This window comes from Pseudoalteromonas sp. MMG033, assembly GCF_057197785.1.
The window spans coordinates 353,466-380,192 of record NZ_CM170070.1; the positions used below are offsets into that span (position 1 = coordinate 353,466).

The window sequence follows — 26,727 nt, forward strand, 5'->3', positions numbered from 1 at the left end:
CAACAAAGGCGGGTTATTATATCTTAATAAATTATTCAATAATTAGAATGAATAAGATACATCAAGGTAGTAAGTACGTAAGAATACATCGTAGTAACGACCTTCAAAACCAATTAAGTGACCTTCTGGATCACCGTGTGATTGAGGAGGCTCTTTATCAAATAGGTTTTTAATACCAAATGTAATTGTTGTATCTTCAAAACCACGATAGTCAAGCTTGTAATCTGTCTTAACGTATGACGGAACATAGTACTGGATCTGATCAGTTTGTAAGTTGTCATCTCTGTCAAGATCTGGAGCAGCAATTGTACCGCGTACAGCATTTACAGCGTTATCTCTCCAACCTGATCTGTATGAGAAGCGAACTGTATGTGCGAAGTCACCGTGTGTTAATGTGTTCTGAACATTAATAACATTACGGAATACCACTTCCTCATCTTCACCGTACTTGCCTAAGCTTGTTGTCCACTCATATGGAATAACAGCAGGACGCGTATACGTTGACTCAAGCAGGTAAGTACCTTGGACCGATGTTCTCAAATCACCAAACGATAGCTCATTGGTAAGATCAAGTTTCCAATCGATACCTGAGATTTCAGTTTTACCGATATTAAGCGGGCTATTTCTTAATGCAACTTGCTGTAATGTTGGATCAGAGCGGTTTTCTTGCAAGAAGAAGTAGTCAGGGAACTTAGGCGAATTATTTTGGTCCATTAAATAACGCTGTTCTGGCGACTGTACCATATCTTCAATTTCAACTTTCCAGTAGTCAAGTTCAAATGAGAAGTCAGTAGAAGGCGCATAAACAAAACCAATTGTGCTCTGAGTCGATTGCTCAGGCTTCAGGTCTGGGTTACCAGAAATATTATATTGATACTGCGTACTACCTTGAGGACAGTAACGTGCTAGCGGGTTACTGTCAACCAGTGGACATGTGTAATTGCCGCCTGTTACACCCCAAGGAGTGAAAGGTCTAGCAATACTTGTTAAAGCCGCCACTTTGAAACCAGTACCAATTGAACCACGAACGACTAGGTCATCTGACGCATTATAACGGAAGCTTACTTTGTAAGTTGTATCGGTTTCTGTTTCACCAGCCGTGACATTATTGATGCTGTCATCAATTGAGCCAATGCTATCATAACGAAGTGCAACATTGACGTTTAGATCATCTAATACTGGGATTTGGAACTCAGTGAAAGCACCGTAAGATTGACGCTCTAGATGCGTATCAAAGTCACCACCATTATCACCAAGACGCTTATCAGTTAAGTTTGCTGCTGAACGAATGTTTTCGTACATATTTTGTCTGATATCAGCACCATAACCAACATACACTTCACCTGCAGGTAGTTCAAATAGAGCTTGAGATGCGCGGAAATCAAAAGAAATTAACTCTGTTTTCGTAGTAGTTTCTTTTTCACGCCACTGTGCATCTTCAATAGCTTGTACAGCTTCTTCGTTAGCTGCAAACTCATCTACAGATAAGAAGATGTCCATTCTACCTGACGCTAAGCCTTCAGCAAACTTATCACCATCATAGTAACCACCAAGAATGTTTTCGCCACGCTCAGAAGTTGAGTAAACGAATGCAGTATTGAAATCGATGCTATCTGCAATTGTACCTTCCAAACCTGCCATTACATTATAAGCTTCAGCTGTCCATTCTGTCGTACGGTTACCACCAGGTAGCGCACGCCATTGACCACGGAATTCTGTTACTCTAGAAAGCTCTTCTTCTGTTAGGTAAGGTGCTGCATGTTTAACAAAAAGAGGGTGCTTTCTAAGTTCTTCATTTGATAAATCACCGCCAATTCTCATGAACCCAGTAGGCTCTGGCGCAATACGAGGAGTTTGAGCAAAGTCAGTATAAGTGAATGTCGAGAAACCAGTAATATCATCTGTCACTGCAACATCAGCTTGAACTACAAGTGAAGTTCTCTCTGATTCAGGGTAAATCTCTAATGTGCTAGTGAAGTCAAACTCACAACGAGGGTTACCAACACGAAGTGCTGTATTAGGAGCACATTCGCCGTTCTTTTCATAATAAGGTGTGTAATTTCTTACAACAGCATCATCAGGTAATGTGCCGTCCGCATTACGAGTACCCAAAACAACTTGCGCGTTACCTGGGATCGCATTACTTGAGCCATTTACACGGTAATATGGTCTCTCGTTGTGGGTAAACTCAAGAAAACCAGTTTTTGCAAATTCGCGGTCAGTTGAGCGTAACATGTCAACAGAATCGTGTGATAAAGATGCAACAACACTAAAGCCATCTTGGTCAAAGTCACCAAAACCAGTCGTAATACTAAAGTTTTTAGAACCACCACCACTTTCTTCAGGGCTTTCAATTCGTGCACTAACAGTTGTGCGATCTACTTCATCTTTTAGGATAAAGTTGATTACACCCGCGATCGCATCAGAACCATATAGTGCAGATGCACCGTCGCTTAATACTTCCACACGCTCAATCGCAGCAAGTGGAATAGTGTTCAAATCCACAGTATTACTTGAACCAAATGGTGCAATTCGACGACCATTTAATAACACTAGAGTGTAAGATGAATCAAGACCACGAAGTGCCGCAGTTGCTGTACCGCCACCAGAGCCACCTACTGATGATACCGGTGTAACGAAACCTTGCATTGAAGGAATTTGCGCAACTAAATCAGGAACAGATGTTACACCTGTTGCTTTGATGTCTTCTTCACTTAATACATTTACAGGTAGTGCACCAGCAAGGTCTGTGCCTTTGATACTTGAACCTGTAATTTCAATTTTTTCGATTTCATTATTTTCAGCAGCTGTTGCGCTAAACGCAGTTGCTGTAACAGCACCAAAAGCGATCGCTAAGCGAACTGCTTTTGAGATCTTATTATTTAACATTCAATTTCTCCCTGAGCTTCTATCAAAGCTTTTATTTTAATTATGCTCTCTATACAAGGTTAAACACGTTACTTTTTTGTGTACCTTATATGTAACACCGCAAGTATAGTAACCACAAAGTAAATACCCATGCAAGCTTGTAAAAACCAGTTAATACAATGATTTATTTAAATTAAAGCAATGAAATCATTCATCAAGAAAACCGTCAAACCTGTTCAACAAACAACCAACGCAAGCTTCACAGTAGAAAAAATCTAGCAACAACCTCTTTGAATAAAAATCTCATAACTCCATAATTATCAATAAAATACAGTAAGTTAAAGAAAATCCTACTTAATCAAATGGTTTTTATAACGAATGGGTGTCGGGGGTAAAATATATGCATTAAAAAACGAGGGGAGATTAAAAGAGGCACTTGATAAAAAATACAATTAATAAACATATTAAACAATATAAAAACAACAAATCCCCAAAACAACAACAACACAAAACAAAAAAAACCTGCAAATGCAGGCTTTTCAGACAAAAATATTTCAATCAGAAACTTAATCTACAAAGCATTTATCTAATTTACATAAACATGCTAAGTGAAGTTTATGAATTAAGTTATATATGCTTAAAATTGTTATAGTTTCCTTTAAAATAAGTAAAGTGGCTCCAAGTAACCCTTAGAGCCACATACTGATATTAGAAAGTGTAATCAGCTTGTAGGTAGAAGCTACGGCCATACGCATCAGCGTAACGTGGGTCGTAACCAACCTGGTGACCAGCAGCTGCATTAAGCGTGAATGGAGGCTGCTTATCAAATAGGTTCTTAATACCAAAACCGACGTTTGCGTTGTCACCCCAAGCATATGCAAGGCGGTAATCGAACGTCATGTAAACAGGAACATGCTTTTGAATCACGCTACCATCTACCGCGTCATCCCAGTCATCAGCTTTAGCAACATAGAAGCTAACATTCGCTGCTGCATCTGTGTAACCGCTACGAGCTTTAATATTCAAGCTGTGAGTGAAGTCACCGTGCGTGAAGGTATTGTTGAAGTTAACGATGTTACGGAAAGTAACCGCTTCATTTGTACCAACTTTACCTAGGCTTGTATCCCAAATGTTGTCGCTACCTACACGTAGGCTCTCAGCTTCAAGCATGTAAGTACCCATTAACTGAGACTTAAGTGTGCCGAAAGAGAACTCTGTCGTGAAGTCAAAGTGCCAGTCAATACCTGATGTGTTTGACTGACCAACGTTGTCAGCAGCTTGGATGATTGCAACAACAGTGTTACCTGTACCGTTATCAATCTTAGTTGTGAACCACTCAGCGTATGTTACTGGGTCACCAAAGATTTGGTTTTGAGTTAGACGTCGAACCTGGTTTTCCATCTCAACGTTCCAGTAGTCAGCACCAAAGCTTGTGCCTTGATCGCCAGACCATACGAAACCAAAAGTGTACTGCTTAGAAGTCTCTGGCTGAAGCGAAGCGTTACCTTCACGGAATACATCGTACTGAAGCTTGTCAGAGTGACAGAACTGTGCAATTTCCTGTCTTAAGCCTGCTGGACAGTCATAAGGTGATGCAGTTACACCAAACTCAAGACGTGGCGCAGCAATTTGACGCATAGTTGCAGATTTGAAACCTGTACCATATGAAGCACGTAGTAACCACTGGTCGTCTGGACGGTAAGAAACACTTACTTTGTAAGTTGTATCGTCTGCACTGTCATTAACTGTTTGATTGCCTGCAAGCTTAGAGTTAGTGATTTCACCAATTTCGTCGTAACGAAGTGAACCAGTTACTTCTAAGTTTTCAAGAACTGGAACAACTACTTCAGCAAATGCACCGTAGCTATCACGCTCTAGGTCAAATTCTTCACCAGCACTTTCAAATAGTACCACTTCTGCATTTTGACCTTCGCCGTTTGTTAGAGAGTAGCTAGACTGACGGTAGTCAAAACCAACAGCCATATACACTGTACCAGCGTCTAGTTCAGCGATAGGGCCTGACGTTTTACCTTCTACAGCGAATAAGCTTGTATCAGTTGTGTCCCACAAACCATTGAACATCGTGTTACGAACAGCAGCATTTTGCTCTTCAGTTAGCGAGTCTGGATCTGCGAAGATATCAACTTCACCAGAAGTTACTAGCGCCATGAACTCTTCTTCTAGCGGGTAACCAGTGATACGAGTTTGCTCACGCTCTGCATCTGAAGCAGTTACAGCTACGTCGTAGTTCCACTCACCGAAATCGCCACGAAGACCAGCTACGAAGTGCGTTGTTGATGTGTTGTATTCATCAGTACGGTTACCACCAGGAAGTACACGCCAGCGAGCTGTCACTTCACCAGTTCTCTCGGCAAGAACATTTTGTGTAACGCCATCAGCATCAACAAACGCTGTTGGTAAGTATTTAATAACGTTATCGTTAACAAAAGCAGACTCTTGGCCTAATTCTTTGTTCAGCGTGAAACCACCAGTTGGGTAAGGTGCAATACGCGTCGTCATTTTGAATTCAGAAGCAGAAGCAGTTACGTACGCTTCAGTATCGTCATTCACTGTGAACGTACCTTGTAAGAATAAGTTGTTACGCTCGCTCTCAGGCTGAATTTCTAGTGTGCTTGTGTAGTCGAACTGACAAGCATTGCCAGAAGGAGCACTTGTTGTGTGACATGAACCGTTAGCTTCTTTGTAAGGGTTAAGTGAGTAAGTCTTAATTACTTGCTTACCCTCTTTAGTTACATAGTTACCGTCTTTGTCTTTTTGCTTATATGGCACATATGCGTTACCAGGAATCGCATTTGAAGAACCTGCGATAGCAACTAAGTCTTGACCAGCGTGCTCAAACTCAACAAAACCTGTTTTTGCAAAGTCACGGTCTACAGATCTTAGGTTGTCTTGCTCATCACGGCTAAAGCTCACCATTACGTTGAAACCATCACTGCCTAGGTCACCAAAACCAGTCGTGATTGCAAAGTTAGAGCTAGAAGTATCTTTTGGCTTATCGTAACGCGCACTGATAGTAGTCTCTTGCACGTCATCTTTAAGAATGAAGTTAACAACACCCGCGATTGCGTCAGAACCGTATAGTGCAGAAGCACCATCTTTTAGAATTTCAACACGCTTGATAGCTGATAGCGGGATTGAGTTAATGTCGATGCTTGAACCTGAGTCAGATGACGCCATACGACGGCCATTTACTAACACAAGTGTGTACTCAGCACCTAAGTCACGAAGTGAAGCAGTTTGAATACCACCACCACCGCCACCTACAGATTCACCTGCAGCAGTGAAGCCCTGCATCGAAGGGATGTTTGCAATTAAATCAGGAACGCTTGTTACACCAGATTTAGCAATGTCTGTTGCATCGATAACGTCAACAGGTAAAGCACCTTCAAGATCGGTACGCTTGATAGCTGAACCTGTGATCTCGATACGCTCTACTTCTTGTTCACCTGCTTCATTAGCAGCTACAAAACCAGATGCTGAAACAGCACCTAAAGCCAATGCTAAGCGCACTGCCTTGGTTACTTGATTGTTTAACATTTGAATCTCCCTGGACCACCCTTTTGAGTGGTTATAATTATATAAGTGGCGTGAGCCAATTTTTTATTGTTGCACTTAAGGCAACTCAGTGCAGGAATACTAAACAATACCTGCCCTTAGCGTCAACAATTTTATTGCACTTCTAACCCTAAAAATCAACATCCTTAAACACGAAAAGTTACAAAGAAAACAACAAAAAAACATCAAAACATTGAATTTAAAGGATTTATTTATTTTGAACGAAAAATTAATCAAGTCCCAAATAAAATAACAAAATTCACTAAATTCCGCATTGGATCAATATACGCAATAAGAACCCCCAAAAACCCCAAGCATGTTCACAAAAAAGAAACAGGAAAGCATAAAACCAAATAAAAACAGAAACTTAAAACCATAACACATCGACATTTCAAAGTTTAAATCTATGTAAACACACTAAAAATGATACAAAAAAGTAAACCTAAGAATGGAAAACACCAAAAAGAGCACAAAATTAAAACTTAATAACACACTTGGATACAAAACCGACTTAATTGACAGTTTTTTAACTAGAAAATGCACTTATTGAATAAAATAAATCAATAATATCCCTAAAATGCAGACAACCAATGCGGTAAATATGGTCTAAACATGGGGAGCTAGGAGATACGTTTTGAGGAGAATCAGAAAAAGACAAAAAAAAGCCTCGCAAAAAGCGAGGCTTGATAAATTAAATATACTGATTAGAAGCTAACGTTGTAGCCTGCAAAGATTTCACGACCAATATGACCTGCGCCGTAAATTGACGAATCTACCCAACGGCCAGCATCATCAAGAATCACACCTTTATCAAACAGGTTGCGCACACCTAGTGTCCAAGTACCGTAACCTTCTGTGAAATACTTAGTATTAAGGTTATGTACAACATACGTAGGGTTGTGGTTGCTGTACTTGTAGAAGAAGTCATTGTTTTCAACCGTTAATACTTCATCTTCAGCTGTGCTAGCAACGATATCTGTAGTCCAGTTCACTGCTACGTTATCGATTGAGTAGTTAACAGATAGCTGCGAACGCCACTCAGGCGTCTCTGGTGCACCCGCTGTATCTTGTGAAGGACCACCGAAGAAAACATCTTCTTTCGCTTCAAGAATGTAAGTCGTTACTTTCTTAAATTTGAACTCACCAAAGCTTGTATCTAGACGGTAAGACAAGTCTAAGTCTAAGCCCTTACGAGACATGAATGAACCATTTTCATAACGCGTCGTTACTAAGCCATCTACATTACCATTAGCATGGCGATCTAGGTTAACACCAGAGTATGCACTCTCAATGTTGCCAAGCACACCTGCGTAATCTGCATTCATCAGATCTTGAACTGTGATTAACGAGATAACGTTATCAATTTCTAGTGAGAAGAAGTCAAGCTTAATGCCAACATCTTCAAAACCTGAGTAAACAATACCTGCATTGATATATGTTGACTCTTCAGGACCTAAGTTCGTATTACCATTACGTAGGTTAGAAACTGCTGCAGCCTTACAATCTGCTGGAGCGAAACCATTTTTCTCACATTTAACATAGTCGATAACGCGAGGGTGGCTCTCAGATGGTGCCGCTAGTAGCTCATTTAGAGATGGTGCACGGAAACCTTTTGAGTATGAACCACGAACAAGTAGGTCATCCATAGGACGGTATTCAACTTTAAAGCTTGGTGTACCCTTGCTACCAAAGTCACTGTATCTATCGTAACGATAAGCCGCACTTAAGATTAAGTTGTCAAGTACTGGCATTGCGATTTCATAGAATACTGCTTTAGTATCACGTTCACCTGCAGAAGAACTACCTGCAGAACCACCTACTAGGCCTGCTTCACTTTGTGCATCATATTGTGAGCGAAGTTCTTGGTCGAAGTACTCTGCACCGATGTAGTGTTGAATTTCACCACCTTCTAGCTCACCAGCGGCAAATGAAACACCACCAAAGATGTGGTTAAGTTCGTTTTGATCTTCTACATAAACCGTAGTTGCTAGGTTGTTGTTCCACTCTTCAGAGCCTTGAACGATAGGTGTTGCATCATTTACTCTGTCAAAGTTATATGCAAGACCACCTGAACTTAGGTAGTTACGACCTGCACGACGGTAATCTAATTTCGCTTTGTGATAAGCAATCTCGTACTCAGCCGTTTCTCCGAAGAAACCTTTTAAGCCGATCATGTAGTCTTGCTGATAATCTGTAACATTCGTGTCACGGTTACCAACTTGGTACCAACGGAAATGGCCATTTACACCGTCTTCACCTAATTCATTTAACGGGTGATCAGCTGGCATATCCCAAATTGTTGCAGCAGGAGGCGCATATCGACCAAAAGAGTCATTACGGCTTAACATTGCACGCGTATAAAGCTCTAAATCGTCAGTCAGGTTATACGTCATGCTCGTCATAACAGAGTCACGTTGTGTAGACGCAGAGTTAGCCGCTACATCAGCATATGAGTAACCACATACTGTACCACCTGAAGTTGTACCTAATGTACCAACGAAACCAGGGACATCTGCCTTCAACTGTTCACAATTCGCAGCAGCCGTCATCACACCATTTTTATCTGAAAATGTTGCGCCCATTAAGCTAACACCAATAGTTTCCTCACCGTGAACAATCACGCCGTCACCATTGTCATCGTTTACGTACTTTTTAGTGTAATCACGGTCACGCTCAAAAATTGGGTTACGTGTCTGGTGATCGTAAACAAATGTGATGTTACCTTTGTCAGAGCTAATACCAAAAGCTAGAGACATTTGCTTGCTGTCGGCACCTTCTGCTTCTGGGCGGCCTACTTGAATGTCAAATGAAGCGCCTTCATAGTCTTTTTTCAAGATAACATTAATAACACCAGCGATGGCATCAGAACCGTAGATAGCAGATGCACCGTCTTTAAGGATTTCAATACGCTCAACTGCAGCCATTGGAATCGCACTTAGGTTTGCCGCAGAGCCACCAAGAGACGGTGAACCTGCCATACGCTTACCATCAACAAGTACTAGGGTACGGTCTTGGCCTGCACCTAATAAGCTTACAGTTGATTGTGACTGCCAGCCAGAACCTGAAGCTGGAGAGAATGAACCGAAGCTGTTTGAAGTAACGCTTTGTAGTGCGTCAGCTACTGATACACGGCCTTGGCTTTCAAATTCAGCAGTTGTAATAACTTCTACAGGGCTTGCACCTTCCATATCAACACGCTTGATACGTGAGCCAGTTACTTCAATACGTTCTACTTTTTCTGCGCCTTCTGCAGCTACAGCATTAGTTGCAAATGCAGCTGACGAAGCAGCACCAAATGCTAGTGCAATACGCACAGCTTTAGTTACTTTAGTGTTCAACATGTGATTCTCCCTGGGCTTACTACTTAGCAGTAAGCTTGAGTTTTATAAGTCTTTTCTTCTGGCTCTAGTGGCCGGTTTTAAAAATTCGGCATGGATACTAATCGGGACTCATGTTAAACGTCAAACAATCCAAAGTTAACACTTACTAACAAAAACAAAACAGTTAAACATCTATTTTTAATAATGTTTTGAAGTTAATAAACACTTACTCCAATATGAATTAAATTATTAATTAAATTCACAGACACACCGAACAATAAAAACACACAGAAGTCTTTTTTCAAAAAAAGCAAGCGACAATCACGTTAATAAAAATATTTTTACTTTTGGTTTAAGTGGTCGAAATTTGACCTTTGCTTTCAATTAAATACAAATTATTTGCATAAAAAAGGGGGGGAGTTTACATCACTGTAAAAGCAATTTTATAGATTGGCTATCTGTTGTGCGGCAAAATCTCGAATATTACAAAGCGATAAAAATTCGCATCTAGAGATTTACAAATCGAAAGAACGTTGACCTGCTAAATTGATCGCATTTTCATCAACATTCGGCAGCATTCTATATATAGGTAATATTTGCTTTTCTATATAATGGGTATAATCAAGTTGCTTAAGCGCTTTAATATACAGTTGAGGACCAGACTGACTAATATAGTATGCAATTTGACTGCCCTTACCCAGCCCATTAACCAAACCTAAGCGCGTGGCTTCTTTAGCTGCACGCACATGGGGGGGAATATTCTTGACGTATGCATCCAACGACTTACCCAGACGCTTTTTATAGATGAGCTTATCATCCACTTGACCAGAAGTAATAAGGCCGATGTAATGCTCTGTGACTTCTACAGCACTCTCGCCATCGAATAACGCGCGGATCAGCGCTTGTTGGTACTCTTTGGCCACACTCGTCCAATCACTGCGCACAGTCTCCATACCTTTAAATACCAGCTCAGGTTGCCCATTATTCTCAATTTGGCCGACATAGCGCTTTTTAGACCCTGTTTCTTGGCCTCTAATGGTGGGCATAAAAAAAGGGCTGTAATGCGTTTCAAACTCTATCTCTAAAAAACTTGATAACTGATACTGCGCTTTCAGTTCATCAGCCCAGCGCTCATTGATCATTGTCATTAGCGTTTTGCCGATCTCCCGACAGTCTTTTGCGCCGGCAGCATCCGCAACCTTTACAAATGTAGAGTCTGTATCACCGTATATCACTTCATAGCCCATCTCTTCGATCCATCGTCGCGTGGTTTGCATGATTTCATGACCGCGCATCGTAATTGAACTCGACAATCTAGGGTCATAGAAGCGGCACCCTTTAGAGCCTAATACGCCATATAGGCTATTCATAATGATCTTTATCGCCTGCTGCAGCATTTGCTCCCCTTCGAGCTTCGCTTGATGGCGAGCGTCCCAAAGCTGAGCAACCAGATGAGGTAAATGATGCTGCTCTCTTGAAAATAATCCCTTGTTGAATCCGGGAATGGCATTGAGTGCATCTTGCTCTCCCTCTATGAGTCCCATAGGATCAATACAAAAGGTACGTATAATGGATGGATAAAGACTCTTGAAATCCAGTACCAATACATTTTTATATAGCCCAGGTTTGGAGTCCATCACATACCCACCAGGGCTATCAAAGTTTAAACCATGCTCTCCAAGGTTGGGCGCAATATAGCCACTGCGATGGAGTAAAGGTAAATAAAGGTTAGTAAACGCAGCCACAGAGCCACCCATACGCTCCAGTTCCAACCCTGTTAATCGCGTTCTCGCAATGGCAAAGTCAAGCAGTGACTGCTGCTCAAAAATATCCCAGACCAACTGACAGTCTTCCAAGTTATATTTAGCAAGACTTAGCTTGTCCTCATGGAATTGCCTAATAATTTCTTCTAATTGATTATCCTGAGCAATCAATTTATCGCGACCAAGCACTTCTTTGGCAACAAAGCTCAACTTAAATGTTTCAAAATGATAGGTCGCATTTTTCATGGTATCAATGCCATCAATTACGACACGACCAGGGATCAGAACGCGAGTAAAACTCCCACTGGATACATGCATCGCTTCACCATCACGACCAATATTAAGCGATACGCCCAAAGCCTGAGCGCGTTCATGAAGCACCACACAGTCAAAGTCAATGACATTCCAGCCAATCAATACGTCTGGGTCTAACTGTACTATCAAGTTACATAAGGTGTGAAGTAGCGCGATTTCATCTTCAACCCAAACAACATTTATATCACTTGGCTGTGGCTCCCCTATCATGATCACCGCTTTTTTGTCACCTGATACCAAGCCAACTGAAAACAAAACGCCATCACCACTGCACTCAATATCCAATGACAGCATAGTTAAATCAGGTACAAACACGGGGTTAGTTTTTAGTTTTGCACGTCGTAGCTCAAAATAACCACTGCATTGCACGGGCTGGCCGGTGACCCAAACCCCTCCTTTAATATAGCGCTCCATTAAATATCTATCAGCATGGCGGATATCTTCCTCATACATTGGCACATATCCGCTCAGGATTTCTTTGGCGTTGTAAAAGTCACTTAAACTTGAAAAATACAGTGCGCTGACTTTAGATTGATCAAAATGCTTTAATGCCACATCTGCCAATCTGAACTGGCAGTCCGCTTGCTCTAACTTCTGCTTTGCCTTCTCACGATGCTTTTGCATGATAAAAAATACACACTGCTCGTCTTCAACAAAAGCCTTAACGACCCCTTGCTGCGTCTTCAGCCAATAGCACAGGCGTAATTTGCCTTTATGTGAAGTTTGTTGCCGTGACAAAATAAAGCCCGGATATACTGCTTGTGCCAATTGTGAACCCCGCCTAAAATACACTCCTGTAATTATATCCATACTTTTTTGCTTAGGCGATCCACATGTTGTCAGACTCTTTAAAAAAAACCGTACGTCATGCCCATCAAAATATCGCTCAGCAACTTGAGGATTATCGCCCTCGCAGCAGCCAAAACTACCTAGTAGCGGAAATCGCAAAAACGCTCGCTGGTGAATACCATAAATCACAGCGGATCTGTGTTATCGAAGCGGGTACAGGTACAGGTAAATCTTTGGCTTATTGCCTTGGTGCACTGCCATTAGCACTTGCAAAAAAGAAAAAGCTCATCATTTCTACAGCAACGGTCGCGCTACAAGAACAGTTAATTGAAAAAGAACTGCCTTTTTTTAAAGAGCATAGTGGCATCGATTTTAAATTTGATTTGGTGAAAGGACGCCAGCGCTATATTTGCGTACAAAAGCTTATGGCTGCGGTGAATCAAGACGATATGCAAATGTCTCTGGTACCAACGACCTCATCACCACTGACTGACATGGAGCAGAAATGTTTACAGACACTTGCCAATGCCTACCAAAACAAGCAGTGGGCAGGTGACAGAGACAGCTGGGAAGATACTATTCCTGATAAAGTATGGAATTTAATTGCCTGTGACAAACACGCCTGTCAGCGCCAAATGAAATCCCATCATTTATGCCCATTTCATCTTGCACGACAAAAAATTGCGCAAATGGATGTTTTGGTTATTAACCATGCGTTATTGCTCGCAGATCTAGAGCTTGGCGGTGGCACAATATTACCTGAACCGGAAGATACCTTTTATGTCATTGATGAGGCCCATCATTTACCTCATATTACACGTGACTTTTCATCCGCCGCCGCGACCATCAAAGGCACCATAGAGTGGCTTGAAAAACTATTAAAATTTAGTGGCAAAATGGCCAACACCATTGTCTCGCAAAAAGCGATAGGACAAAATTTCAAATTGAATGATGCAGCCAACGACGCCAGTAAGTACCTTAGAACGGTTCGAGACAGTCTAGACAAAGCAGATTTCGAATATAACGACAACGATACTTACCGATTCATCAACGGCGATGTCCCTGAGTCTCTAACAACTCAAGCAAAAGACATCGCAGATGCAACGCTTGATGCGCTTAGAGCACTGAATAAGATGCATGATGCACTGACAACCGATGTATCAGATGGTGACGTACAAGCATTTTTAGCAGACCCTTTGCTGGTAGAGAGTGGCCAATACATTAATCGTTTAGAGCAGCTCAATAAATTATGGTTTAGCTATGCTGCCAAAGGCGAAAGCACCCCGCACGCGCGCTGGATCAAACGTATGGAATATAAAAACCATCACGACCATTTATTATGTGACTGTCCAATAGAAGTTGGCTTTTACTTAAAAGACAAGCTTTGGCGAGAATGCGCTGGCGCAGTGCTTTGCTCAGCGACCCTTACTGCGCTTGGTAGTTTTGATCATTTTGCCAAAGAAAGTGGATTAATTGGTGAAGATGGCGTGAAGTTCATCAAAGCAGACTCCCCTTTTGCATATCAGCAACAAGCCACTTTGCATTTACCCAAAACAACCGTTGAACCAACCGATAAAACATTCAGCGATTTTTTGGCTGAGGCATTACCGCAATACTTAGATAAAAACAAAGCAAACCTCGTTTTATTTGCCTCTTATTGGCAAATGGATCATGTGGTCACTGCGCTGCGCAAAAAGAAACTAAATATTCTAGTGCAAGGAGAAATGTCGCGAGAAGCTTTACTTAGCCGTCATAAAGCTGCCATTGACTTAGGCGCTGGCAGCATTTTATTTGGCACGCAAAGTCTGTCTGAAGGGCTCGATCTTCCCGGTAAGTATTTAGAGAACTTGATTATTACCAAGATACCTTTCGCTGTACCCACTTCGCCAGTTGAAGAAGCACAAGCTGAATTTATTCAGTCAAAAGGCGGAAATCCATTTTTATCTATTACTGTACCGGATGCTGCAAAGAAATTGGTGCAAAGCTGTGGTAGACTGCTGCGCAAGGAAACTGATTCTGGTCGCATCACGATACTTGATAGGCGCCTTGTAACCAAACGTTATGGAAAAGCCATGCTCGACACGCTACCACCCTTTGCAAGACAAATAGATTAAGAATGCTAGAACTCGCTTTTGATCCCCTCACATGGGCACTTTTATGTGCAGTTGCGTTGGCAGCTGGCTTTATTGATGCAGTCGCAGGTGGCGGAGGCATGCTCACTGTACCTGCACTTTTAACTGCGGGCTTACCGCCGCATGTTACTTTGGGGACCAATAAATTAGCTGCAAGCTTTGGTTCACTCACCGCTAGTTTTACCTATTATAAAAAGCAATTATTCAACCCACGCTTTTGGGCGGCCTCGACTATCGCTACCGCCATTGGGGCAATCCTCGGAACCTTATTGGTAGATAAATTAAGTATTGAGTTTTTGAATAAGCTACTGCCGGTGATCATCATTATCGTCGCTTTATATAGCTTGTTCGGTAGCCTCAGCTCAACCGAATTAAATACCTTGCCAAAGAAAACCCCAATGTTAAAAGTTAAGCAATGGCTTCAAGGCTTATCTTTGGGTTTTTTTGATGGCTTAGCAGGGCCTGGAACGGGCACGTTTTGGACCGCATCAAATAGTTTATTATATAAAATGAGCTTGCTACTTAACTGTGGTTTGGCACGCTCGATGAACTTTGTGTCAAACTTCATTTCTTTGATCACATTTGTTGCTCTGGGACATGTGAATTTCTTACTCGGTGTCACCATGGGGGCTTTTTTGATGCTCGGTGCTTGGATTGGCGCGCATTCAGCCATTAAATTTGGCAGCAAGCTAATAAAGCCTATATTTAATACTGTCGTGATACTTTTAGCAGGCAAGCTCATTTTTGAGGCATATATTTCATGAGCCAAGCACTGAACAAGCTCAACAGCAAACTTGAACAATTGGGTACTCAAGCCTATCAGTTTGATAATGCCAAGTGGTTTGATAAAAACCGCTATATTCAAAATCAGCCTAGTTTATTTGATAGTCATTTATTTCACACCAAAAGTTTGTTACTTAGTGATTATGTCGAAGAGATTAAGCTCACACTAAAAAACCTGCCACCAGAGCAGAACCGCCATGCATACCAATTTGCAGTGGAGCAAGTGGGTGAGCAAATGCAAGCTGTAATTAAAGTACTTAAATCAACACCTGTATGGGCAAAAGAAAACAAACTGAGCCAACCGAAAAAGGCCAAAGTATATAAAAAAGCCATCCAGCGTATTATGCAATCTTCCCATGAGTTGTATCAGGAGCTGTCTCAAAACCATGAATTTGAGCGTCGCTTACAAGAAATGATCGATCTTCGACGTGCTCAACTCGATGGCGCAAACGCTGAGCAAAATGCTAAACTCAACGCAGAAATACTAGCGCTTCACACCCGATTAGGGCGTTGTCGTAAAGCGATTTCAGCCACAGAAGAAAAAATACAACAGCTCGAAAAGCAAGGTAATCGCTGACGTGTTGTTTTACGATGAAATTTACAGCAGCCTTGACCTCCCACCCAGACATCGCTTTCCTATTTGTAAATATGAAAAGCTCAAAGCGCGCATCGAAGACACAGAACTCGGTCAGTATCTAAGACCCGTCAATGATAAAGCCACTGAGCAGCAACTCACCCGTTGTCACACCCAAGCGTATGTCGATGCTTTTTGCAAAGGCACCATGAGTCAAGTCGACATCAAGCGCATGGGATTTCCTTGGTCAGAGCAATTAGTTGAGCGTACCTTAACTTCTGTTGCAGCTAGCATAAAAGCAGCCAACTATGCCCTTAAAAATGGTTTCTCAGCAAATTTAGCCGGTGGATATCACCATGCATTTAGCGACCGAGCCAGTGGTTTTTGTATCTTTAATGATCTAGCCATTGCTGCGTGCGAATTAATAGACACGCAACAGGCAGATACCGTGTTGATATTAGATTGCGATGTCCACCAAGGTGATGGCACAGCGGCTATTTTAGAGTCTCGCAGTGATGTAGTTACCTGCTCAATCCATTGCGAACAAAACTTTCCAAGGCTCAAAGAAGCCTCTGATTATGATTTTGCCCTGCCCGCAAATACGCAAGATAGCGAGTATTTAAGCACACTTAAACAAGCTTTAGACCTCTGTGTCCGTGTCCATCAACCAGATATTGTTTTATACAATGCTGGGGCAGATATCTTTCAAAAAGATGAGCTAGGCCACTTTGATATATCGCTACAAGGTGTTTTAGAGCGTGAACAGATCATTTTAGACTATTGCTATCAACATACCTTGCCGTTAATGTGCGCTCTAGGTGGCGGGTACCAGCGTGACACCGACAGTTTAGTGACCGTACATCAGCAACTATTTAATGCCTTGCAAGCATCTCGCTTCCTTACCTACCCCCCTTTTTCTTGACGGTTTTCGTGACTGCTCGTAACAAACTTTACCTTTGTCTTAAGTCGCGCACTCTACTTTTATGATATAAACTTTAAGTAGTGTTGAGGGGGAAAACTGAGGAGTTAACACGATGAAACTACATGATGATTTGCACAATTATTATGAAAAGATCATGATCGAACAAATCTTAGCGCGCAAATTAAACGATAAGTATGACGATAATGTCATGGCTGATTTTTGCTGCACCGTTCTCAATCAATTACCTGCTCGATATATTCGCTATGATGTAGATATGGAGTTTTACCTGCCTCAATCTGAGCGACAACAAATGGAAGAACGTGTTAAAATAGCCATAGATGTCGCCATTGAACAAGTATCCAAAAAGAGACAATTCTCGAATGAATAAGCCCCCATCAGTTGACCAAGCCCCCCCACATATAAAACTCGCCGTTGACCTCATTATGCTACTTGAGCAAAACGAAGTCCCGCCACAACAGGTCCTAGATGCCTTGGAAATCGTCAAACAAGATTTTCAGCACAAGGTGGCTTCAGAGCTAGAGCAAAAAAACTAAATTAAACAATAAATATACATATCGTCATAAACCCCTTGTAGAATAAATACTCAATTGACTAGTGTCACTATCGATAACAAGGAATATTATGATGACCAATAAAGTGATATATGGTGCAGTCATGCTTGGCTGCACGGCCTTAAGTTCACTCTCGCATGCCAACGACTTTGAAGCACTCACGCCCGCATTACCACCCGCCTATATCATTAACAACACCGAGCCGGTATTTGACTTTGATACGGATGGCTGTCTACCTAGTGCAGGAATAAGCCGCACCGGACAACAAAATTCAGGACTAAAAACATCAGGCGCGTTAGGTGGTCACTGTCGTGATAGTCAATTTTTATCCACTTCTAATACTGTGCACAGACATGCCTGTAAGGCGACAAATGATGGACAATTTTGCGCCCACTTTTATGCACTATATTTTAAAAAAGATCAGGTTTTTCCATACTTAGGTGGGGGTCATCGTCACGACTGGGAGTACGCTGCGATTTGGACAATTGACGGCATCGTTACCCACGGCAGTTATAGCGCCCATGGGGATCTTTACACCAAACCAGCTAACGAACTACCCTTTGAAAGTGGCCATTTAAAAATTGTCTACCATAAAGATGGCCTACTTACACATGCATTAAGATTTGCTAAGCAAAATGAAATCGCAGAAAACGACTACGGGTACTTTGTCACCCCGCCTATCATTAGTTGGTATCATATGACTGGGGATGGGATAAGCAACCAAATACTACGTGATAAGCTCAATACATACGACTATGGTTCAGCCACCTTGCCTGTGAAAGATAGTCGCTTTTTAATTAACATAAACCGATTTAAGCCAAGCATCTACCCCAACTTTTCAGTTCAGGATTTAGAGTTGTAGACCAATATTGAGGGCAAAAGTTCGCCCTCAAACCTGCAAAAGTTAAGCGCTATGTAGCAAACACTGACTATGCATCATTAACTTATACTGGGCAAAAAAACGACTATCAGCTTCGGATTCATATGGACATACAAAATAAGCGACATCATCTCTAAAAGGCTTACTTTCAATATGTTTTCCATCTTCCCAGTACAGAACTGCATGCTTCACCAACTCTTCAAGGTAAGTGTGATCCCACTGATAGTGCGCGTAGCCGTGATGATCCGACAAATACGGTGAATAATCTTGCTCACACGCCACACTGGCAACACCATTTTTATGATCTGCAAATGCTTTGGCGTCGTGCTCTGCGGTTTTCGGGTTAACAAAGTAAGCGATGTCACGCCGTGGAGGAATGGCCTGCGGCAGACCAAACTTATCTCTAACCGCTGAGCACTCCACAACTAACCAAGACACAAAATGGGCGCCAATCTGATGGTCCCATTTCAAAGCAACAAACATGGTTATACTCCTTACAACTATTATCAAAGTGCGTTGCTGTTTATCCTTTATCAGCTATATTGAAGCTCGGCATCACACAAGTAATTTAGCGCATCATGATACCCTGCAGCTCTTGAGTTAGTCCCTAAACTTAAAACGAAATATTAATGCACAGCACATGACATATACAGATAAACTTTGACAGAAAGTGAGTTTGTTTAACCTACATCAAACGACAGCGCTTTCGTGGATAAAAAGGCCTTTATTCGTTGATTTTTTTGATATGGACACACTTTAAATTAAGTTCTACGACTTTCAGGTTCGTAATTTAGGAGGATGGATCTCATCCTCATGGCCCGTGACTCTCATGCTTCAATCTATTAACCGCTTATAAAACATATATTTCAAACAATGAAAAATTGTTACAGTTTATTGCAAGTGTGCTATCAGCCGCTTTAAAACAGCGGTTTATCGCGCTATGGGAATGCTGTTATTTTTTGGGGCTAGCACTTTTCTGTTCAATCGTTACACTCCAATGTGTACTGTTAAACTTGGATGTTGTAATGAATTTAACGCGCAGTTCTCTTAAAAATCCCGCTAGTGTCATTGTCATTTTGGCGCTAGTTTTGGTGTTTGGATTATTAAGCATATTCAAACTACCAATACAGCTCACACCAGATATTGAGCAACCACAAATCACTATTTTTTCTGGATGGCGTCAAGCTGCGCCGGAAGAAATTGAATCTGTGATCATCGAGCCACTAGAAAATGCGGTAAAAAATACGCCAGGTGCGCTAGAGGTAAATACCGTAATTAACCGCGGAAATGGTTTTATCTCTCTCACTTTTGCGATTGGCACGGATATGCAGCAAGCCATGCTAGACGTCTTAACCAACCTTAATCAAGCGCCTCCACTCCCCCTTGATGCCATTGACCCTGTGGTATCTGCTGGTGGCGGTTTTGGAGGCGGAGGCGGCGCCGCAGCCGCGACTTTACTTGTCACACCGTTAGAAGCAGGCGATGAAGGTCTTAGCCTTGACATGGCTCAATACCAAAAACAAATAGAAGAAATCATTGAGCCTAGATTATCTCAAATTCAAGGGGTCTCCCGTGTCGATCTCGCCAGTGAACGCTCTAGAGAACTTCGTGTAACTTTTGACCCACATAAAGCTGCAGCATTGGGCATTAGCATAAATCAGATCAGGCAAACTCTGCGCACCTCACAAGATACCTCAGCAGGGTTAGCAAACGTTGGCCGCCGGCAGTATACAGTTCGTTTTACTGGCCAATATGACTTGCAGGACATGCTGCAAATGCGCATTGGTTATTCCGGTGAAAGACCAATATACTTGGGCGATATCGCCACCGTTAAAGAAACGTTTTCCGATCGCTTAGGGATGAGTGGTCGCAATGGACAACCCGCTTATTACATTCGTATCGCACGGATCAATGATGCCAATACCGTCGCACTTTTAGATGATATTAACTCAGCCATTAAAGAGCTCAACTCTGGTCCTCTGGCTGAAGCAGGCCTAAGTATAGAGCTCAGTTACGATGCGTCAGTACATATTCGAAATGCGCTGCTCCTAGTTAAAAGTAACTTGGGCTTAGGTGTGCTCCTATCCTGTATTATTTTATGGCTGTTTTTTCGTGGTGTAAAAACCACCCTCATCATTGCTGCAACCATCCCTGTATCTTTGATGATGGCGTTTTTAGCACTGAATATTTTTGATCGCAGTATTAATGTTATCTCTTTGGCCGGACTTGCATTTGCCGTTGGCCTAGTACTCGATGCGGCAATCATAGTGCAAGAAAATATCGCACGGCTAAAGTCAACCGGCTTTGATAACCACAAGGCGGCGCTCAAAGGCGCAACACAAGTCGCTGGCGCCCTGTTTGCTTCAACCGCCACCAGCGTCGCCATCTTTTTACCTATTTTGTTTATGGCTGGTATTGAAGGACAACTGTTTTCAGATTTGGCGCTGACCTTATCCATTGCAGTGATTGCATCACTCGTTAGCGCACTCACCATTATTCCAATGGCCAACCGTTACCTACCTGATAGCAAGGCGAAAAAAGACCCCTACCAGGCATATTGGAAAAAGCTAACCAACTTTATCATGATGCTCACCAACTCTCGGGTGAAGCAAATAAGCTGGATAGCTGGCTTATTAGGCTGTTCGATGCTCATCACGATCACCATGTTGCCAAAAACAGACTTTATGCCACAAGCTCCCACTGATGGCTTCTTCTTTTCTTTAGTTACCCCACCCGGTGGCAATGTTAACTATATGGAAGAAGAGCTTTTAAAGCGAGTTAAAGCACGCTTAATGCCCCACTACACTGGAGAAAAGCAGCCGGGTATTAAAGACTTTAACTTTTATCTATTCGGTACTAACGCAGGTGGATTTATTTATTCGGCAGACCCGCAAAGAGTCGAAGAATTAATGAAGGTAACGCGCGAAGAAATCCTCGTTGATTTACCTGATACCCAAGTCTTCCTCTTTAGAGGCTCAATGATCCAAGTATCAAATGGTGGCGATGGACGTAATATTGATATTGAGATCACAGGCCCGAACATGGATGACCTCATTACTGGTGCACAGGTTGCTTTAAATGCCGTGAAAGAAGCAATTCCAGAGGCCACAGCCCAACCACAGCCAAGATTAGATATGGCAGAGCCTGAACTTAGGCTGCATCCAAATGACCGACGTATTACACAGGCAGGCATTACACGCCAAGATGTTGCTCAAGCTGTGCAAGCGTTTACCGGCGGCCTATTCGTGAATGAATATTTTAACGGTAATGACAGAATGAATGTGATTTTACGCGCCGAAAATTGGGATTCACCAGAAGCACTTAAAGCACTGCCAATTGTTACACCTGATTCTGGTATTCAAACCATAGGTGAACTTGCGCATGTCGAACGCACAGTTGGTCCCAGTCAATTACGCCGCGTGGACGGTCGCAGAACGGTGAGTGTTGTCGTCACGCCCCCAGCAACGATGTCACTAGAGCAAGCGCAACAAATTTTAACAACACAAGTTATCCCTCAAGTGAAGGCTTCGCTGCCTGAAAATGCCGGTGTCATTCTCTCCGGTAACGCCCAAAAAATGAATTCTGCTATTCAAGAAATGGCGATCAACTTTGTGCTAGCCCTCTTCATCTTATTCTTATTAATGAGTGCGTTGTTTAAGTCTGCCAAAGACAGTTTGCTCGTGCTTATGGTCATGCCATTGGCCGCTGCGGGTGGTGTGATAGCACTGTATATACTGAATTTATTTACTTTTCAGTCGCTTGATTTACTAACGATGATCGGCTTTATTATTTTGCTCGGTCTGGTTGTCAACAACGCCATCCTCCTTGTTGATCAAACGCGGGTCGCAGAAACTGCCGGTATGTTGCGACAAGATGCTGTCAGACAAGCCGTATTACTGCGTGCAAGACCTGTTTATTTAAGTACGTTAACCAGCCTCTTTGGTATGTTGCCCCTCACATTAGTCCCCGGTGTTGGTGCGGAAATCTATCGCGGTTTAGCAACAGTGATTGTTGGCGGCATGGCAATTAGCGCGCTATTTACCTTGATATTAATGCCGAGTTTGCTGCAACTCGGTAAAGGGAAACAGCCAAAACCAAAGCAAAATAGCGAGTCAAAACCCGCTTTAAATTTAGTGTCAAACCAATAAGGACCAACAATGCGTAAAACCTCTTTAACCATTAAATTCTTCTCCTTGGCTTTGACATGCAGCACACTCATGTACGGTGCCACCAGCCATGCTGCGCTTCCTGTGTCTGTCGAATCAGTCACCCAAGCGCCAATATCTAGCTCACTTGCTGTCAGTGCTACCTTGTTTGGTAAACAAGATGTGGTCATTACTTCAGGGCTTGCAGGACGACTGTTGTTTGTTGCAGAGCCTGGGCAACAAGTAAAACAGGGGGATGTCTTAGTTCGCATGGACACCTTGCCACTGGAACTTGAAAAGGCGCGCCAGCAAGAAATGCTCAAACGCGCAAAAATAAATCTTAAGTTCCATAAACAAGAACTCAGCCGTTTACAAAAGCTGGCTAAAACAAACAGTACAGCTGCAACGCAAGTTGACAGCGTCCAAAACGAACATGACTTAGCGCTTTCTGACATTGCGCTGGCTGAAATCGAGCTTCGCGTTATTGCTGATAAGCTATCAAGGGCGACAATTAGAGCACCTTTTACAGGTGTCGTCAGTGAGCGATTCAAACGCGCAGGCAGAGAAGTCAGCCGTGCTAGCGACTTGCTCAACTTTGTGGATATTCATAACCTCGAAGCCAGACTATATGTCCCGGTTAAGTATTTACACTACCTCAAGCCCGGCATTGCTTTGCCATTTCAAAGTGGCGATTTGAGCAACCCAACAAGCGATACAGCTACCATAAGCAGCGTGATCCCAGCAACTGATCCCCGCTCGCAAACGGTAGAGGTCAGAGCCCAATTAGACGTAGAGCTTGGGCATACTTATGCAGTTGGTCAACTCGTTGATGTCACCGTACCGCTGCAATCGAAGCAATCTGTGCTATTGATAAATCGCGATGCCTTAATTATCCGCCAGCAGGGGATCCACATTGTTAAAATCAATAGCGATAACACAGTACAACAGATCCCTGTGAGTGTCGGCAAAGGTGAAGGCAAACTGGTTGAGATACAAGCGATGGATAAGACGCGTCAACTGAACATTGGTGATCGTATCGCTGTTCGCGGTGCGGAGCGTTTAGCAGATGGACAAGAAGTAGACGTTCAAGCCCGCAATTAAAAGCTAAATTACTAGCCCAATGAGCCTGCTTATGGATGAGTAAGGCTCATTTTTATATTCTTAAAAATCATGCATTTAATATTTTTTAATAAATTAAAATAGACAAATTTCAGTAAGTTTAATTCGCCCTTTTTGTGCCTGTGCAACAAGCTACTCCAAACACAAGAAAATGGAGTAAACTCGATGCTGACACACAAAATATTAATAAAAGCACAACTTGGCTTATTGGTTGCGGGTACGATAGGCATTTGTGCCACATCCCCTGTCGCAAATGCAAACTCACCTCAGATCATGTTTGATGATTTTAGTTATCGTCAGTTTTCTGAGGCGCAAAAAAATGGTTGGCAAATTCGTGATGAAACCGGCCACCCGGGCATTAAAAACGCAACGTGGTGGAAAGAAGGCGTTACTTTTCATCCAGACCCCATCAATCACAACAATACAGTAATGCGTATTACCGCGAAAACTGATGGCACCGCAGAGAATACACGCCACACACAAGTCTGCCACAATCGAAAATATAAAGAGGGAACCTATGCTGCACGAGTCTATTTTAATGACGCGCCGCAATATGGACCAGATGGGGACGCCGTCATACAAACGTTCTACGCCATTAGTCCTTTAAAAGCACCGATGGATAAAAACTACAGCGAAATGGATTTTGAATATCTACCCAATGGAGGCTGGGGAACCGAACGTCTTGCCTTATTTGCCACCTCTTGGGAAACCTTTCAATTAACGCCTTGGACCAAGGTCAACGCATATGACTATCATATCGAGTCACTACAAGGCTGGAACACATTGGTTTTGCAAGTCGCTGATAATACCCTCAAGTATTATATAAATGGCCACTTATTCGCTGAGCATGGTGCCGACGTATACCCAGAAGTGCCGATGTCGATTAACTTTAATCAATGGTTTGACCCGAATAAATTAGTGCAATCTACACAAATGCGCCAATACTACCAAGATGTAGACTGGGTCTATTTTGTAAAGGATCAGGTGGTTAAGCCAACAGCCGTTGTAAAAGCCGTAGAGCAACTCAGAAAATCTAACGTTGCTCAACGTGATACCGTGCCCGACTGGCGCCCAAAACAGGCGGATTACTGTAGCCTTTAATTCACTGTATGAATAGGCACATGGGCAAACCAAGCCTGCACTCTGGCAATGAGTTGCGGGCTATCCGCTAGGTGGGCGATATCCAGCGCCTGTTGCGCCATTGTGTGCGCACGGGCTTTTTGCCCCAAATCGCGATACATGTCTGCCTGTGCTAACAATACCCAAATTTGATTTGGGCTGGCGTTACTTTCATTTGCAACTTGCATCGCTTTAGTAAAATAGAGTTTGGCCTCGCTGATCTCTTCTTGTGCTATGGCGATTTTAGCAAGTTCAATCAAAGCGGCGGTTTGCCCATAGCGGCCATGGAAACTCTGATGATATTCAAGCGCAGCCAATAGCCATCTTGTCGCTTCACTATATTGGCCCTGTAAACGCTTAATTTTTCCCAGTTCTTCATACGAGTACGCGATAAATAACTTGTCTTGGCTGGATTGAGCTAACCCTTTCGCTTTCGCTATGTACTGCTCTGCTAAATCTAATTCTTGCTGCCTATTGTCACCTTGAGGCCAATGGATCAATAGGTAGCCTATTAATAAATTGGCACGCAAATGCTCTTTTTGACTGACTGAGTTATCTTCTAGCAATAAACTGCCTTGAAGCAAGTTAATCGCTTCGGGCAACTTGTAAGTATTGGCCAAACTGCCGGCCAAATAACGCCTTGCAGCTAACATATTGGGTTGCTCAACTAACGCACTTTGAAACAACACAATGGCAGCTTCATAATCACGCTTTAAAAATGCATTCACCCCTTTGGCAAAAGCTTGATTACTGAACGCACCTTGATAATGGCTGCCATCAGTTATTTCTCGTTGACCAAACTTTTCTGCCAATGCGCTGACTAATTGATTTAATGCATCATCAACGCTGTGGGACAAAATTACCCCTTGCTGTGGACCATGTTGAGAATGCAGTGTGTAATGTAGCTGCAAGTCTTCAGGGTAACCTGTCAATCGAGTTTGCACTATCAATTGTGCTCCGAGTTTTTGCTGAAGCTTAAACACCAGCTGTGCGATGGGCATCGTATTTTGCAGATCTCGTTGCTGTACATGTTCAATCGCCAATAGCACATCGTCAGTATCACTTACAGGTAACTCCGTTTGTTGAGCAAGACCATAGGTGAGGTGATCCATGCCCTTTACAGGTACCCAATCATGCAATTTATCTGGCATATTATTTTCTACAGGTAGAAACGCAACCTGAGGCAACTGCTGTGAGCTGGATTTATCTAAAATATAATGGGCTAAGCTAATGACTAATATCAATGTTAAAAAAGCCAAAGCCAAGATCCGCATCGGAATAAGCGCTCTAAGTTGAACTGGCTTTTGAATGCGTTCAATCTCTGCTACCCATCGATAACCTTTTTTAGGAAAGGTTTTAATTGTATTGGCGCCGAGCATATCTCGTATTTCTTTTATCGACTGCACCAGCACTTGATCTTGTACGACTAAATCGCGCCATATCATTTCGAGTAACTCTTGCTTAGTCACAACACGATCCGTATTTTCAACTAACACAGTCAAAACTTGTAAAGTTTTTGCACGGATCTCATGCCGCGCTCGTTGCTGTGCGTCTAGGGTATAAACCACTCCGCGAACGAGGTCGACTTCCTTGTTATCAATTTTAAAGCGCATGACATCACACCATTAGGTTGGCTTTCGCAATTACTCAATATAACCATATGTTTTGCATATAGTTTGCCTCATTGTTTCAATGCACTCAAGCGTCATAAGATAATCTTCAGTCAACATAATTTATCGCAGGTTTATTCACCTTATAAATCGAGGAACATGTTCAACAGCATCATCACAAAGTTAACCCTTGTGCTACATTTAATTTGAATTATATAAATGCGCCGTGCAGTAGCAGTT

General features: G+C 42.5%; 16 protein-coding genes. 10 read left to right on the forward strand and 6 right to left on the reverse strand.

The genetic code is table 11. The features are described 5' to 3' along the window. Positions 1-42 precede the first annotated feature (42 nt). From AC2CZC_RS01650 to AC2CZC_RS01665, 4 genes are all read right to left on the reverse strand, one after another. Positions 43-2,889, reverse strand: a complete 2,847-nt coding sequence (locus AC2CZC_RS01650) for a TonB-dependent receptor domain-containing protein (RefSeq protein ID WP_484583586.1) — start codon at positions 2,887-2,889, stop codon at positions 43-45. A gap of 687 nt (positions 2,890-3,576) precedes the next feature. Continuing rightward, positions 3,577-6,426, reverse strand: coding sequence for a TonB-dependent receptor (locus AC2CZC_RS01655; protein WP_484583587.1), 2,850 nt, complete (start codon positions 6,424-6,426; stop codon positions 3,577-3,579). Between the two features lie 722 nt (positions 6,427-7,148). Beyond that, entirely contained in the window at positions 7,149-9,785 is a 2,637-nt protein-coding gene (locus AC2CZC_RS01660) for a TonB-dependent receptor plug domain-containing protein (protein WP_484583588.1), read from the reverse strand. Between the two features lie 494 nt (positions 9,786-10,279). Next, positions 10,280-12,652, reverse strand: coding sequence for a DNA polymerase II (locus AC2CZC_RS01665; protein ID WP_484583589.1), 2,373 nt, complete (start codon positions 12,650-12,652; stop codon positions 10,280-10,282). A 23-nt stretch (positions 12,653-12,675) separates the two neighbouring features. On the opposite strand from AC2CZC_RS01665, the gene dinG reads away from it, so the two are divergent. The 7 genes from dinG to AC2CZC_RS01700 all read left to right on the forward strand — a co-directional run bounded on the left by dinG (position 12,676) and on the right by AC2CZC_RS01700 (position 18,476). After that, on the forward strand, positions 12,676-14,745 hold the full coding sequence (gene dinG, locus AC2CZC_RS01670) for an ATP-dependent DNA helicase DinG (protein ID WP_484583590.1): 2,070 nt from the start codon (positions 12,676-12,678) through the stop codon (positions 14,743-14,745). Between the two features lie 2 nt (positions 14,746-14,747). Further along, the gene (locus AC2CZC_RS01675; protein WP_063360276.1) at positions 14,748-15,527 is read left to right on the forward strand and encodes a sulfite exporter TauE/SafE family protein; all 780 of its coding nucleotides are present in this window, start codon (positions 14,748-14,750) and stop codon (positions 15,525-15,527) included. After that, positions 15,524-16,123: a primosomal replication protein gene (locus tag AC2CZC_RS01680; protein WP_063360277.1), complete on the forward strand. Its 600-nt coding sequence runs from the start codon at positions 15,524-15,526 to the stop codon at positions 16,121-16,123. The genes AC2CZC_RS01675 and AC2CZC_RS01680 overlap by 4 nt, the downstream gene beginning before the upstream one ends. Before the next feature lies 1 nt (position 16,124). Continuing rightward, complete coding sequence (locus AC2CZC_RS01685; protein WP_484583591.1) at positions 16,125-17,042, forward strand: histone deacetylase family protein; 918 nt, start codon at positions 16,125-16,127, stop codon at positions 17,040-17,042. 112 nt (positions 17,043-17,154) lie between these two features. After that, positions 17,155-17,430 (forward strand): late competence development ComFB family protein, encoded by a 276-nt coding sequence (locus AC2CZC_RS01690; RefSeq protein ID WP_484583592.1) that lies wholly within the window; start codon positions 17,155-17,157, stop codon positions 17,428-17,430. Continuing rightward, a complete protein-coding gene (gene rsmS / locus AC2CZC_RS01695; RefSeq protein ID WP_484583593.1) occupies positions 17,423-17,596 on the forward strand; it encodes a pleiotropic regulatory protein RsmS in 174 nt (57 codons plus the stop codon). The genes AC2CZC_RS01690 and rsmS overlap by 8 nt, the downstream gene beginning before the upstream one ends. Before the next feature lie 88 nt (positions 17,597-17,684). Then, the gene (locus AC2CZC_RS01700) at positions 17,685-18,476 is read left to right on the forward strand and encodes an NPP1 family protein (RefSeq protein WP_484583594.1); all 792 of its coding nucleotides are present in this window, start codon (positions 17,685-17,687) and stop codon (positions 18,474-18,476) included. A 42-nt stretch (positions 18,477-18,518) separates the two neighbouring features. Here AC2CZC_RS01700 and AC2CZC_RS01705 read toward each other — a convergent pair whose 3' ends face one another. Continuing rightward, entirely contained in the window at positions 18,519-18,977 is a 459-nt protein-coding gene (locus AC2CZC_RS01705) for a hypothetical protein (RefSeq protein ID WP_484583595.1), read from the reverse strand. Between the two features lie 542 nt (positions 18,978-19,519). Between AC2CZC_RS01705 and AC2CZC_RS01710 the strand changes: the two genes are divergently transcribed. The 3 genes from AC2CZC_RS01710 (at position 19,520) to AC2CZC_RS01720 (ending at position 24,859) form a co-directional block, all read left to right on the forward strand. Continuing rightward, positions 19,520-22,642, forward strand: coding sequence for an efflux RND transporter permease subunit (locus tag AC2CZC_RS01710; protein WP_484583596.1), 3,123 nt, complete (start codon positions 19,520-19,522; stop codon positions 22,640-22,642). 9 nt (positions 22,643-22,651) lie between these two features. Then, entirely contained in the window at positions 22,652-23,740 is a 1,089-nt protein-coding gene (locus AC2CZC_RS01715; protein ID WP_484583597.1) for an efflux RND transporter periplasmic adaptor subunit, read from the forward strand. Positions 23,741-23,923: 183 nt separating this feature from the next. Further along, entirely contained in the window at positions 23,924-24,859 is a 936-nt protein-coding gene (locus AC2CZC_RS01720; RefSeq protein ID WP_484583598.1) for a glycoside hydrolase family 16 protein, read from the forward strand. Here AC2CZC_RS01720 and AC2CZC_RS01725 read toward each other — a convergent pair. Next, entirely contained in the window at positions 24,856-26,490 is a 1,635-nt protein-coding gene (locus AC2CZC_RS01725; RefSeq protein ID WP_484583599.1) for a winged helix-turn-helix domain-containing protein, read from the reverse strand. The two genes, AC2CZC_RS01720 and AC2CZC_RS01725, sit on opposite strands and share 4 nt — an antisense overlap. Positions 26,491-26,727: the final 237 nt, after the last annotated feature.

Excerpts from the sequence above, each read along its gene's own strand:
- AC2CZC_RS01725 (WP_484583599.1), bottom strand. The coding sequence starts at position 26,490 with ATGCGCTTTAAAATTGATAACAAGGAAGTCGACCTCGTTCGCGGAGTG.
- AC2CZC_RS01680 (WP_063360277.1), top strand. The coding sequence starts at position 15,524 with ATGAGCCAAGCACTGAACAAGCTCAACAGCAAACTTGAACAATTGGGT.
- AC2CZC_RS01720 (WP_484583598.1), top strand. The coding sequence starts at position 23,924 with ATGCTGACACACAAAATATTAATAAAAGCACAACTTGGCTTATTGGTT.
- rsmS (WP_484583593.1), top strand. The coding sequence starts at position 17,423 with ATGAATAAGCCCCCATCAGTTGACCAAGCCCCCCCACATATAAAACTC.
- AC2CZC_RS01715 (WP_484583597.1), top strand. The coding sequence starts at position 22,652 with ATGCGTAAAACCTCTTTAACCATTAAATTCTTCTCCTTGGCTTTGACA.
- AC2CZC_RS01705 (WP_484583595.1), bottom strand. The coding sequence starts at position 18,977 with ATGTTTGTTGCTTTGAAATGGGACCATCAGATTGGCGCCCATTTTGTG.
- AC2CZC_RS01710 (WP_484583596.1), top strand. The coding sequence starts at position 19,520 with ATGAATTTAACGCGCAGTTCTCTTAAAAATCCCGCTAGTGTCATTGTC.
- dinG (WP_484583590.1), top strand. The coding sequence starts at position 12,676 with ATGTTGTCAGACTCTTTAAAAAAAACCGTACGTCATGCCCATCAAAAT.
- AC2CZC_RS01665 (WP_484583589.1), bottom strand. The coding sequence starts at position 12,652 with ATGGATATAATTACAGGAGTGTATTTTAGGCGGGGTTCACAATTGGCA.
- AC2CZC_RS01660 (WP_484583588.1), bottom strand. The coding sequence starts at position 9,785 with ATGTTGAACACTAAAGTAACTAAAGCTGTGCGTATTGCACTAGCATTT.
- AC2CZC_RS01650 (WP_484583586.1), bottom strand. The coding sequence starts at position 2,889 with ATGTTAAATAATAAGATCTCAAAAGCAGTTCGCTTAGCGATCGCTTTT.
- AC2CZC_RS01690 (WP_484583592.1), top strand. The coding sequence starts at position 17,155 with ATGAAACTACATGATGATTTGCACAATTATTATGAAAAGATCATGATC.
- AC2CZC_RS01655 (WP_484583587.1), bottom strand. The coding sequence starts at position 6,426 with ATGTTAAACAATCAAGTAACCAAGGCAGTGCGCTTAGCATTGGCTTTA.
- AC2CZC_RS01700 (WP_484583594.1), top strand. The coding sequence starts at position 17,685 with ATGATGACCAATAAAGTGATATATGGTGCAGTCATGCTTGGCTGCACG.
- AC2CZC_RS01675 (WP_063360276.1), top strand. The coding sequence starts at position 14,748 with ATGCTAGAACTCGCTTTTGATCCCCTCACATGGGCACTTTTATGTGCA.